General features: G+C 59.3%; 12 protein-coding genes. 6 read left to right on the top strand and 6 right to left on the bottom strand.

Annotation, left to right across the window (positions count from 1 at the left end):
- Positions 1-122: 122 nt before the first annotated feature.
- Genes QPJ95_RS09875 through recR form a run of 3 tightly spaced genes read left to right on the top strand, consistent with a single transcriptional unit; the run spans position 123 to position 2,139 of the window.
- Positions 123-467, top strand: coding sequence for a YbaB/EbfC family nucleoid-associated protein (locus tag QPJ95_RS09875; protein ID WP_270919192.1), 345 nt, complete (start codon positions 123-125; stop codon positions 465-467).
- An 11-nt stretch (positions 468-478) separates the two neighbouring features.
- Positions 479-1,546: a TraB/GumN family protein gene (locus QPJ95_RS09870; protein WP_270919193.1), complete on the top strand. Its 1,068-nt coding sequence runs from the start codon at positions 479-481 to the stop codon at positions 1,544-1,546.
- Entirely contained in the window at positions 1,543-2,139 is a 597-nt protein-coding gene (gene recR / locus QPJ95_RS09865) for a recombination mediator RecR (RefSeq protein WP_270919194.1), read from the top strand. Before QPJ95_RS09870 ends, recR begins: the two co-directional genes overlap by 4 nt.
- A gap of 296 nt (positions 2,140-2,435) precedes the next feature.
- On the opposite strand, the gene QPJ95_RS09860 is transcribed toward recR, so the two are convergent.
- Both QPJ95_RS09860 and QPJ95_RS09855 read right to left on the bottom strand, forming a co-directional pair.
- Positions 2,436-3,302: a hypothetical protein gene (locus QPJ95_RS09860; RefSeq protein ID WP_270919195.1), complete on the bottom strand. Its 867-nt coding sequence runs from the start codon at positions 3,300-3,302 to the stop codon at positions 2,436-2,438.
- A gap of 373 nt (positions 3,303-3,675) precedes the next feature.
- On the bottom strand, positions 3,676-4,449 hold the full coding sequence (locus QPJ95_RS09855; RefSeq protein WP_270919196.1) for a DUF1013 domain-containing protein: 774 nt from the start codon (positions 4,447-4,449) through the stop codon (positions 3,676-3,678).
- Between the two features lie 131 nt (positions 4,450-4,580).
- On the opposite strand from QPJ95_RS09855, the gene QPJ95_RS09850 reads away from it, so the two are divergent.
- Complete coding sequence (locus QPJ95_RS09850; RefSeq protein WP_270919197.1) at positions 4,581-5,228, top strand: ribonuclease T2; 648 nt, start codon at positions 4,581-4,583, stop codon at positions 5,226-5,228.
- 163 nt (positions 5,229-5,391) lie between these two features.
- On the top strand, positions 5,392-6,252 hold the full coding sequence (locus tag QPJ95_RS09845; protein WP_270919198.1) for a DUF2189 domain-containing protein: 861 nt from the start codon (positions 5,392-5,394) through the stop codon (positions 6,250-6,252).
- A 73-nt stretch (positions 6,253-6,325) separates the two neighbouring features.
- Here QPJ95_RS09845 and QPJ95_RS09840 read toward each other — a convergent pair whose 3' ends face one another.
- Both QPJ95_RS09840 and QPJ95_RS09835 read right to left on the bottom strand, forming a co-directional pair.
- Positions 6,326-7,312: an NAD(P)H-quinone oxidoreductase gene (locus QPJ95_RS09840; protein ID WP_270919199.1), complete on the bottom strand. Its 987-nt coding sequence runs from the start codon at positions 7,310-7,312 to the stop codon at positions 6,326-6,328.
- A gap of 216 nt (positions 7,313-7,528) precedes the next feature.
- Positions 7,529-8,233 (bottom strand): COQ9 family protein, encoded by a 705-nt coding sequence (locus QPJ95_RS09835; RefSeq protein ID WP_270919200.1) that lies wholly within the window; start codon positions 8,231-8,233, stop codon positions 7,529-7,531.
- Positions 8,234-8,363: 130 nt separating this feature from the next.
- Here QPJ95_RS09835 and rpsU point away from each other — a divergent pair, with 130 nt between their 5' ends.
- Positions 8,364-8,570, top strand: coding sequence for a 30S ribosomal protein S21 (rpsU, locus tag QPJ95_RS09830; RefSeq protein ID WP_007118112.1), 207 nt, complete (start codon positions 8,364-8,366; stop codon positions 8,568-8,570).
- Positions 8,571-9,397: 827 nt separating this feature from the next.
- On the opposite strand, the gene ppk2 is transcribed toward rpsU, so the two are convergent.
- Both ppk2 and QPJ95_RS09820 read right to left on the bottom strand, forming a co-directional pair.
- Positions 9,398-10,288, bottom strand: coding sequence for a polyphosphate kinase 2 (ppk2, locus tag QPJ95_RS09825; protein WP_390923802.1), 891 nt, complete (start codon positions 10,286-10,288; stop codon positions 9,398-9,400).
- A 204-nt stretch (positions 10,289-10,492) separates the two neighbouring features.
- Positions 10,493-12,079 (bottom strand): GMC family oxidoreductase, encoded by a 1,587-nt coding sequence (locus QPJ95_RS09820; RefSeq protein ID WP_270919202.1) that lies wholly within the window; start codon positions 12,077-12,079, stop codon positions 10,493-10,495.
- Between the last annotated feature and the right edge of the window lie 76 nt (positions 12,080-12,155).

The following is a 12,155-nucleotide window of genomic DNA, read 5'->3' as shown; positions in this document are numbered from 1 at the left end:
CGACACCGGTTCCTTATCGGTCCCCAGCATCGTTTCATAGCGGATTGCCCGCCGCTTTCCCCTTGTATGGCAGGGGTGGCGACCGTATTTAGCAGGCAAACCCATCTTATAGGAGAGATCAGATGCTCAAGGGCCTCGGCGGTCTTGGCGATATGGCCAAGATGATGAAATCGGCACAGGAACTACAGACCAAAATGACCCAGATGCAGGACGATCTGCACAATGTCATGGTCACCGGAGAATCCGGTGCTGGCCTGGTCAAGGCAACCGCCAGCGCCAAAGGTGAGCTAAAAGCGCTGGATATTGATCCGTCGATCTTCAACAGCGACGACAAGGAAGTGGTCGAAGACCTGATCCTGGCGGCGGTCAAAGATGCTCAGGCCAAGGCCACGGAAAAGGCACAGGAAGAAATGGCGCGACTGACCGAAAGCATGGGCCTGCCCAAGGACGTCAAGCTGCCGTTCTGAGGCTGATCCCGATGTTGAAACCTCTGTTGTTCGCCCTGGCGATGCTGATGCCTGCCACCTTGCAGGCCCAGGCTTGGGCGACACGTGAGACCTGCGAGGTTGTCTCGGCCGAGATTGACCCGCAGGCCCTGCCGGATGCGCTGCTCGCCCAACTGCGGGCTGATGCCGCCAAAATACCCAACCCCAAAGGCCGGTTCTGGCGCGTCCAGTCCCCTGGTGGCGCGGTGTCGCACCTGTGGGGCACCGTGCATTCGAATGATCCGCTGATCCTGGATCTGCCGGTCATCGTGCAACAGCGGATTTCCGGCGCCCGCATCGTGGCGCTGGAATTTGACCCGGTGTTTGCCTCTCGCCAGGCGGTTGAGGATCATCAGGAAAAAGAACTGTTCCGCCCGAAAAACAGCACCTACAGTTTTGACGACTCTGGCTTGGATCCGCTGATTGTCGATTGGATTCGCAGCCGTCTTGACGGCTTGGGTTGGGGCCGAGAGGCGGCGGATTACCTTACCTTGCCTTTTATCGTCGAAACCCTGTTGTCTGACCCCTGCGACGATTTTTCGGCGGGCGTGGTGCCCGATCAGGATAGTCTGATCCAAACGCTCGGCCTGATTGGCGGCAGCCGCATTCTGGGCCTCGAATCTCCGGATGCGCTGACCGACCACCTGAAAGATCCGCTCAACCAGGACACCACCCTAGCCCTTCTGGCGGTCTATGGCGGCTATCTGGACCCATTGGCCGCAGCCAACCGGGCGACTGGCTTTGCGCTGTATCTGCAGGGGGAATTGGCCCTGGGACGGGCATGGCAGAGGTCCACCCTGGCCCGCATCTACGGGCCGGACCTGGCCGCGCTCTATCTGCAACGCGCCGACCACTTCCTGCTGACCCAGCGCAATAAGACCTTTCTGCAAACCGCCCTGCCCGAGCTGCAGCACGGCGGTGTGTTCATGGCAATCGGATCATTCCATTTGCCCGGCGAACAAGGCATGATCGAACTGCTGCGGCAGGCGGGATATACCGTCTCTCGCATTCCCCTGCCCGGCGAGGTACCGGACGTCCCAGTCGGAGTGACAGTGAAATGAGCGAATCCACCGACGATATTGAAATCCTGATTGCGCTGATGGCCAAACTGCCCGGCCTGGGCCCGCGCTCGGCCCGACGGGCGGTGCTGCACCTGATCCGCAAGCGCGCCCTGTTGCTGACCCCATTGGCCGATTCGATGAGCCAGGTCGCCATCAGCGCCCGCGAATGTCTGAACTGCGGCAATGTCGGCACCTCTGAAATCTGCGATATCTGTCTCGACGAGAACCGCGCCAATGGTGAACTCTGCGTGGTCGAGGACGTTGGCGATCTCTGGGCGATGGAACGCGCGGCCGTGTTCAAAGGCCGCTATCACGTGCTGGGCGGCACCCTGTCCGCTCTGGATGCCATCGGCCCCGAAGAGCTGCGCATTCCGCGTCTGGCCGACCGGGTCACAGCCGAGGCCATCAACGAGGTGATCCTGGCGCTGAATGTCACCATCGACGGCCAGACCACCGCCCATTACATCGCCGACCAGCTGCAGGGGCAGGTCAAACTGACCACTCTGGCGCAAGGCGTACCAATTGGCGGCGAGCTGGATTATCTGGACGACGGCACCATCACCGCCGCCCTGCGGGCCCGCAAAGAGATCTGAGCCAAATTTTAGAAGTAACGGCACCGGACCAGCCCAATACCAAAAACAATACCCCCACCACCAAGTCAGCGCAGCGGTTTTTCCTGATCCTGCTGCAAGGCACTATTGGTTCACTTTGCCCCCCCCCGTGAGCAATACCGAAGCAGGCAGGTTACTGTGTGCAGGATGGTTTACGGCCCTTCGCTGAAATGAGTCCCACGATCTAATCTGTAGACAAGGACAAAACCGCTCTCGCGGTAATAGCGTCCGTTTCAAGCAGTGTTGTCGGAACATGCAAGCACGCATTTACCAGCTTATCAAAGCACACTTTCTACAAATGCATTCTGTGCATGCATCAGAAATGCCTTTGCTGATGTCGCGAGGCACCGTTGATGGCGCATCGCATCCGCCGCAACCTCCTCTCCGCGTGTCACTGGTGGACATGGGATGAAGAACACATCAGGGCGGCACCTATCTAGCAAAACAGCCGTGATGCGGAAAGACGGGAGCGCGTCTCTTTCTTCGCGGCTTGGGGCTGATGGCCAACAGTCTGTAACGATAAGGTCAGCATCCTCGATCACGCGCGGATCGTCTGCCGTACGCCGACGCGCGCCACAATCAGCAGCAGAAAATAACAAGCTTGGCGGGGCGACCTGAACAACTTCGATCGAAAGAGTTTCAGCCGCTTCGAACCAGGAGCGGGCTATGTTACCCGCCGGTCCGACCACTGCGACCCGCAAACCATCCCAAGACCCTCTTTGGGACAGAACAAAAGCGAGATCGCCAAGTACTTCGCACGGATGATTATCGTTCGTGCGAAGGTTCATGACAGGTGCATCAAGCGCGTCTGCAAAGGCGCGAAGGCGGGGCAAACTTGGCGTTCGAATTGCCATTAGATCAAACCAATTGTCCATGTAACCCGCCAAATCTTCTATGGTCTCGGCGCCTTCAAGCTTTGCCGTCACATTCACGTTGATGCCACCCATCGCTGCGACCCCAAGTGCAAGCGCCGTCGGGTTGCGCCATCCAGGTAACTCCGCGATAGAGCCAACCCTAGCTCCACTAAGTGTCTGCGGCATGTTCCGCGATATCCAGCACGCGCCTAATTCAATTGCTCGGACGGCAAGTTGCTCTACAATTGGCTGGTCCAGATCAGAGAGCGACAGTAAGTCGATTTGCTTCATATGCACTTTCCCGTATTCAGAATCTCTTTTTTGTATGTCCCTTTGCCAACGGATTTTTGTTAACCCCAATTTAGCAAACAGTCACGACGCCGAGGAACCTTGCAATACGGGCGTTAGCTTTCCCTTCGCTGTGATGGTCACATTAGACCGATTCTTCACCCCACCCTCAAACACTTAACTTATTAGAAACCAACCGAAGGCAACCAGTGGAAAGCCCCACCAAGAATTATTCATCAGCACGCTGTTCGTGGCTACCGAAACACAAAATCCAGCCTATCAAACGAAACAGGCCTTCCGAAGAACGGAAGGCCTGCAACAGGTATAGTAACAAACCGGGACACAAGGCCGGGTCTCTACAAAAGCTCAAACAGGATCAGCCGCGTGGGTCGTCGCTGTCATCATCGTCGTCGTCATCGCCGTCGCCACCGCCGGCCGGCAGGTTAAAGAAGCTGTCAGCATCCACCGGCGCTTCTCTCTTCGGCGCACGATCAAGACCGCCCAGCGTAAAGGTCGCCAGACCCTCCATGCCGCTTGCCATCTTGGGCTCGGCGTCCATTTCCAGCGACTGTTCGGTGCTGACCAGCTTACGACGCTCGTCGTCGCTCATCACGCCGCCCTCGGCAGCTTTCTTGGCAGCCGCCTTTTGCACCGCCTGGTCCAACTCGGACTGCTTACACAGGCCCAGTGCAACCGGATCGATTGGCTGGATGTTGGCGATATTCCAGTGGGTCCGCTCGCGGATCGCCTGGATCGTCGGCTTGGTGGTGCCCACCAGCTTGGAAATCTGGCTGTCCGCCAGCTCCGGGTGGAACTTGACCAGCCAATAGATCGAGGCCGGACGGTCCTGCCGCTTGGACAGCGGTGTATACCGCGGACCACGGCGTTTTTCCTCGCCCGCAGCCGCCGCATAGAATTTAAGCTTCAGCTTGTGCATCGGGCTGGCTTCAGCCGCCGCGATCTCTTCCTGGGTCAGCTGATTGTTGGCGACCGGGTCAAACCCTTTCACCCCCTGGGCCACGTCGCCATCAGCGATGCCCTGGACTTCCAGCTCGTGCAGATCAACAAAGTCCGCAATCTGTTTAAAGCTGATGGTGGTATTGTCCACCAGCCACACAGCGGTTGCTTTTGCCATCAACGGTTTTGCCATGTGCTCATCTCCATTTACAACACATCTTCCCCGCCGCCTGAAATAGGCTGCCCCGCCTTAGGGGTCTGGTTTCCATTGTCGGGGAATTTGAACCCTATATAGTCGGGATGTTTCAATTTGGGAAGAGCCGAATGCGCAGCATCATTTTGACCGTTGGTTTTGCCCTTTGGGCCCTGAACATCGGCGCCGCCAACGCTGACGGGGAAACGGCGGGAGAGTTCGACTATTACGTGCTGGCCCTCAGCTGGTCGCCCAATTGGTGCGCGCTGGAGGGCGACGCCCGCGGTTCTGACCAATGCGACAGCCGCCACGATTACGGCTGGACCCTGCACGGCCTATGGCCGCAGTTTCACCGTGGCTGGCCGTCATACTGCCACAGCTCGGTCGCCCCGCCATCGCGCCAGATGAGCGCCGAAATGAGCGGCATCATGGGCAGCGCCGGTCTGGCCTGGCACCAGTGGAAGAAACACGGCACCTGTTCGGGCCTGTCGGCGCAGCACTATTATGCGCTGATGCGCCAAGCCTACGCCTCCATCAGCCGTCCCGCCGTATTTCGCAAGCTGGACAAGGGCATAACCCTGCCCGCCGCACTGGTCGAGACGGCCTTTCTGCAGGCCAATCCATTTCTTGGAAAGGACATGCTGACCGTGACCTGCCGTGATGGTTATATCCAGGAAGCCCGGGTCTGCCTGTCAAAGGACCTGACCCCAGTGCCCTGCGGCCGCGATGTGATCCGCGACTGCCGCCTGAAAAACGCCCGCTTGGCGCCAGTGCGGTAGCGCCCCCAACAGGGCTATTTCATAAATAAGGCGGCAAGGGCTGCCGCCCGTCGCAACACTGTGAAGGACATTCGCGCCAATTGTGCTAGAGTCACCTTAAGTGCCGCGCCCGGCAACTGCCCAGACGGCACCCTTCGTCATGGATAGTGAAAGGAGCCCGCTCATGGCAAAAACAATTGGCAATCCACTCAGCTGGTTGTTTCAGCACGCAGAAACAACCAGCCATCACATCTCGGCCTCGGTCGACCAAATGGGAGGCGAAACCGCCAGCGCCGCCATGCCGCGGGTGCGGCGGTTGGAGCTGGCGGACCTGAAATACGCACTCAAGGCCGGGGTCGAGGATTTTGCCGCCTGTCGCAGTGATGCGATGTTTCTGGTGTTGTTTTATCCCCTGATCGGGGTGGTGATGGTGGTGATGGGGTTTTCGATGAACCTGCTGCCACTGCTGGTGCCGATGATCATGGGGTTTGCCCTGATTGGCCCGCTGGCCGCAGTTGGGCTCTATGAAATGTCCAGCCGCCGCGAGGCTGGGTTTGAGCCCAAATGGATAGATGCCTTTGACGTGGTCCGTTCGCCGTCTTTTGGGGCGATTTTGATGCTCGGGGTCTATTTGGCAGCGCTGTTCTTCGTCTGGATGATCTGCGCCAATTCAGTCTACGCCTGGACCCTGGGCCCTGAATCACCGACCTCACTTGCCGCCTTTGTCTCTGACACATTCACCACCACCGCAGGCTGGGTGATGGTCACTGTCGGCAGCGGTCTTGGTGCCCTGTTTGCGCTGGCGGCACTGGCCATCAGCGTGGTGTCTTTCCCGTTGCTGCTGGATCGCCACGTTGGTCTGCCAGTGGCCGTCGTCACCTCAATCCGAGTGCTGCGCGCCAGCCCGGTTGTGACCCTGACATGGGGTGCATTGATCGGCACCAGCCTGGTCATCGCCTCGATTCCGTTCCTGCTGGGACTGGTGGTTGTGGTGCCCATCTTTGGCCATGCCACCTGGCACCTCTATCGCCGCGCGGTGGAATAGCCAGGCAGAAGGGATCACCGGCCCTTGCCACTTCCGAGTGGCCAGGGCCGGGATGTCTTGGCCGCAAATACGGCTAGCCCGCCACCTTCAGCACCATTTTGCCAATATGACCCGAGCTTTCCATCCTTGCATGCGCCGACGCCGCATCGGCAAGTGCAAACTCGCGGTCCATCACCGGCGCAATCCGCCCCGCCTCGATCAGCGGCCAGACCAGATGGCGCAGTTCGTCGGCAATCCGCGCCTTGGCCAGATCACTTTGCGGCCGCAGGGTTGATCCGGTCACCGTCAGCCGCCGCATCATGATCTGGGCAAAGTTCAGCTCGACCTTGGCTCCGCTCAGAAAGGCGATCTGCACCAGGCGTCCGTCATCTGCCAGCGTCTTGATGTTGCGCGGAATGTAATCACCGCCCACCATATCCAAAATCAGGTCGGCACCGCCCTGCGCCCGCAGCACCTCGACAAAATCCTCATTGCGGTAATTGATCGCCCGCTCAGCCCCCAGATCCAGACAGGCCTGACATTTCTCATCCGACCCGGCAGTGGTAAACACCCGCGCACCCAGAACATTGGCCAGCTGGATCGCCGTGGTGCCGATGCCGCTTGATCCACCATGCACCAGAAATCGCTCTCCGGCCTGCAAGCCGCCACGGCTGAATACATTCGACCAGACAGTGAAATATGTCTCGGGCAGGCAAGCCGCCTGCTTCAGATCCAGCCCTTTGGGAATGGGCAGGCAGTGCGCCGCCGGAGTCGCCACATATTCGGCGTAACCGCCACCGGGCAGCAAGCCGCAGACCAGATCCCCCGGCCCAAACTCAGTCACACCGCCCCCCACAGCCACCACCTCGCCCGAGGCCTCAAGCCCCGGCAGGTCGCTGGCTCCGGGGGGCGGCGCATAAGCCCCGGCCCGTTGCAGGGCATCCGGTCGGTTGACCCCCGCATAAGCCACCTTGATCAGCAGCTGACCATGCCCGGGCACCGGAACCGGCCTCTCGGTCAGTTGCAATACATCTGGGCCACCAGGGGTGGAAATCTCAACGGCGCGCATCATCTCACTCATCCGGGATCCTTTCGTTTGCCCTATGCCTAGCATCCCAGCGCAGACCTGCAAACGATGATCCCACCGCAAGCGATCGCCCAGCCCGCCACCGCGCCGGGCCGCGCCGTGCGCAGCACGGCGCCATGCCCAACGGGAGGCGGGCATGGCCATGCCCGCCAACGGGCGGGAGCCCCGGCCAGAAAAGGCCAGAAAAGGCCAGTGATTATGCCCCTGTGATCAGCGACGCCGGGTCAGGGATCCCGGCAGGTTGTCGGCGGCTTTGGTGGGCGGCTTGATCTGATCCGCCAACCAGTTCGGCCCGGCCAGAAACGGCTTCAACAGGGGATTACCCTGCACCTGTGCTTTCAGTTTTTCAAACTGCATCACATTGTCGATCCGCCGATTCAGGAAACCCCAGCTGGCCTGATGCTCCAGACTGTCATCGCCCAGCCAATACAGCACCGTCGCGGTGTAGACCGCCGACAGGGACGCCCGTTTGGTGTACCAGTTTATGTCATCCGAGCGGTCGCCCAGCGCCGTCCAGATCGTATCAACTGTGCCCCAGATCGCCCGCGCCCCATCGCCGGCATATTGCGGCAAGGTCAGCATGGTGGTGCCACGCCGCACCGCCTCTTTGTCATCCACCGCTTCCAGCCGGAACCGAATGGCGGCGGCAATCTTGTCGCGAAACCGCAACCCGGTCAGATCCTCCACCTTTAGGCGTTGCACCATCAAGGCATCACCCCGGGCATGATAGGCCAGCGCCAGATCCACCGCCCCACGCGGAAAAACCGCCCGCGCCAGCACCCGGTCCACCCCGGTATCCTGACAGGCCGCATGAAATGTCGCCTCACTCCAACCGTCAAACGGCACATGCAACAGCGCCGCATCCAACAGCGCATCCTTGGTGGCATCCTGCGTCTCTGCCTGCTCGGTCTTCATCCTGCATCTCCCCGCTTGCGCTACACCACACCGTGCCTGGCCCCAGTACTAGACAAACTGACCATGCTTTGCTATAGCGCCCCTTCCTGCAAATCCTTGCAACTCAACTTAGAAAGGTGGTGAAAACCACATGCAGGTTAGTGTTCGCGACAACAATGTCGATCAGGCGCTTCGTGCCCTGAAGAAAAAGCTGCAGCGTGAAGGCGTATTCCGCGAAATGAAGCTCAAGCAACATTTCGAGAAACCGTCCGAGAAAAAAGCACGCGAAAAAGCTGAAGCGATCCGTCGGGCCCGTAAATTGGCCCGTAAGAAAGCCCAGCGCGAAGGGATGATGTAAATCAATCCGTCCAGCTTTGGACTGCACTTATTGTGAGTGATTGCCGGGCAACCGGAAGTAACCCACAAAGACGTTTAGACGACCCCCGAGGCCCCGGCCGCGGGGGTTTGTCATTTCCGCCCCCGGATTTCATCACTCTCAGACCCCGGAACGGCTCAACTGGCGTCCGCCAGGGCTTCGTAAGTACACGCATTGGCTGTATACAATAACCCAAAAGCACGTTAAGGTGATTCCATCAGCAGTGGCAAGGTCCCCCGCCTGCGTCTGCCTGGGGTGAATGATGCCCTCGTTTCGTCGCCCCACCTCCCGAAGCGGACGCTTAAGCCAACTCCGCCTCGCCTTGATCTTTTGATCAAGGCAGCGGCCGCTTCGGGAGTTTTTTCTCACCGCGCCAACCTTGCGGCTCGTTGAAGACCACCGTGTCGAGTCGCACCCAAGCATTTCGGTTTTGCAGACCCGACACACCAGCTGTGATGTTCCAGTCGCACCAAATTTGCTGTCCCGGCACTGGACTCAGCTGCCTTCACTTGACCTTTCAGGCGCATATTAAGCACTTATATATCAATATCTTAGCCCCGAGTATTTGCCCCGGATCTTTCACCAACAACGTCCTATAAGGCCAATATATAATATCGGATTCTCTATGACATTTCAATTTTCATCCTGCGCTATCGCAGAACTCGCCCCAGTAACAGCAACGGCTGAAACACCCACCGCAACCAGTTGGTCCGGTTTTTATGGCGGGGTTTCAGTTTCCAATTTTGACGGCGACGCTGTCGGGTTCGGGGGGCTGTAGGGTGCGTGCTGGCACGCACCAAACCTTCGCCTCAATAGACTTTCGGCACATATAGCTCGTCCGGTAAAACCTGGCGTTCATACTTGGGATTATACTCACGATCCGGCAGGCTGACCTTTTCGCTGGCCACATCCGAATAGGGAATCTGCGACAACAGATGCTCGATACAGTTCAGCCGTTCGCGCTTTTTATCGTTGCCCTCAACAACATACCAGGGCGCCTCGGGAATGTTGGTGCGCGCCAGCATGTCTTCCTTGGCCTCGGTATATTTTTCCCATCGCACCCGGCTCTCCAGATCCATCGGCGACAGTTTCCACTGTTTCATCGGATCATGGATTCGCATCATGAATCGCAGCTGCTGTTCTTCGTCGGTGATCGAAAACCAGTATTTCAACACGATGGTGTTTGACCGCACCAGCATCCGTTCAAATTCGGGAACATCCTTGAAAAAAGTTTCAACCTGATCATCGTCGGCAAAGCCCATCACCCGTTCGACACCGGCCCGGTTGTACCACGAACGGTCAAACAGCACGATCTCACCGCCAGATGGCAGATAAGGCACATAGCGCTGAAAATACCACTGGCTCTGCTCACGACGGCTGGGGGCCGGCAGGGCGACAACCCGCGCCACCCGTGGGTTCAGCCGCTGAGTGATCCGCTTGATCACACCGCCCTTGCCCGCCGCATCGCGTCCCTCCATGATCACCAGCACCTTGGCGCCGGTCTCGACCACCCAGTCCTGCAGCTTGATCAATTCAGCCTGAAGTCGCAGCAGATTGCGAAAATACACCTGTCGGTCCAGCATCTCGGGATGTTGGGCGCGGTAAATCTTGCGCAGCTCCATCGACAGCATCGGTTCAGCGGATTCAACCTCGATCCCCTCATCCAGCATGTCCTGCAGTTCGTCTTCCAGCCAGGCCATGGTGGTACTGTCATCTTCACGGGTCACAGAAAGGCTCCTTTAAGCAACATGGGCGGCTCGGATTTCGGGCATCACCGGGTTTGGGGTATTGCTCTAGGGAAACCGGAAAACGCCCGAGTATCAACCCGAAAGCACCCCGGCATCGCCATTGGCGCCGGATTTGGTGAAACCGTTTCAATTTTCAGGCAAGGCCCGCCCTCTTGGCTAGCGGGCCGCCCTCAGGATCATATCGGCGGCTTTCTCTGCAATCATGATGGTTGGCGCATTGGTGTTGCCGCTGGTGATCACCGGCATCACGCTGGCATCCACCACCCGCAGCCCCGACACCCCGCGCAGGAGCAATTCAGCATCCAGCGGCGCAGAGTCGTCCGGCCCCATATGCACCGTACAGGTCGGATGGAAAATAGTGGTGCCAACATCCCCCGCTGCCTGCAGCAAATCCGCCTCGGTGTCCGAGGCCACCCCCGGTTTGATCTCCTGCGGCGCATAGCGTTGCATTGGTCCCTGAGCGATAATCTGGCGCGCCTGCCGGATCGCCGCCACCGCAACCTGCTTATCGCCTTCGGTGGACAGATAGTTGGGCGCAATCCGTGGTGCGACCCTGGCATCCGGTGAGGTGATCTGCACCGTTCCCCGGCTTTCAGGTCGCAGGTTGCAGACACTGGCGGTCAGGCCCGGATAGTCGTGCAACGGCTGGCCAAAGGCCTCCAGCGTCAGCGGCTGCACGTGATATTCCAGATCCGGTGTTTCCAGATCGGGACGCGAGCGTGAAAACGCCCCCAGTTGGCTGGGCGCCATCGACATTGGCCCGGATCGCTTGAACGCATATTCCATCCCGATCTTGGCCTTGCCCCACAGCGAGTTGGCCAGGGTGTTCAATGTCTTGGCGCCGGTCAGCCGCCAGGCACAGCGCAGTTGCAAATGGTCTTGCAGGTTGCCGCCAATCGCCGCAATGTCGCGCCGCACTTCAACGCCGTGCTTTTGCAGCAAATCACCCGGCCCCAGCCCCGACAGTTGCAGAATCTGCGGCGAGTTGATGGCCCCCGCCGACAGGATCACCTCACCCTTGGCCCGCGCCACCTTTACCTGGCCGCCCTGCTCATATTCCACACCAACCGCGCGACCCTCTTCGATCAGCACCCGCCGGGTATGCGCCTGAGTCTCAACCTTCAGGTTCTCGCCGGTGGTGGTGCGCAAGAAGGCCTTGGCGGTGTTCATCCGCCAGCCACCGCGCTGGTTGACCCGGAAATAGCCGACGCCTTCGTTGTTGCCGGTGTTGAAATCACTGACATGCGGCAAGCCCCAGGCCTGCGCCGCCTCTGACCAATGATCCAGTACATCCCAGTGCAACCGCTGATTCTCGACCCGCCATTCGCCGCCCGCCCCGTGCATCTCAGAGGGGCCTTCGACGTAATCCTCGGATTTCTTGAAATAGGGCAGCACATCGTCCCAGCCCCAGCCCGGATTGCCCCGTTGCCGCCAGCCATCATAATCCGCCGCCTGGCCGCGCAGGTACAGCATCCCGTTGATCGACGAACAGCCGCCCAGCACCTTACCCCGCGGATAGATCAGCGAGCGGCCGTTCAGCCCTGCCTCCTCGGCAGTATGATACATCCAGTCGGTGCGCGGATTGCCGATGCAATACAGATAGCCCATCGGGATATGCACCCAGTGGTAATTATCCTTACCACCCGCCTCCAGCAACAACACCCGATGCCCGGCTTCGCTCAGCCGTTTGGCCAGCACGCAACCCGCACTGCCCGCGCCAACGATAATGTAATCCCAACCCATGCCTGTCCCCGCTTGTTTGCGCCATCAAAACATATCTTCTCGCAGGGTAACAGCCTGATATGATGCGGTGACAATG

This window comes from Parasedimentitalea psychrophila, assembly GCF_030285785.1.
GTDB lineage: Bacteria > Pseudomonadota > Alphaproteobacteria > Rhodobacterales > Rhodobacteraceae > Parasedimentitalea > Parasedimentitalea psychrophila.
Note: the sequence above shows the minus strand (reverse complement) of the source record. Positions and strands in the feature narration are given on the sequence as shown.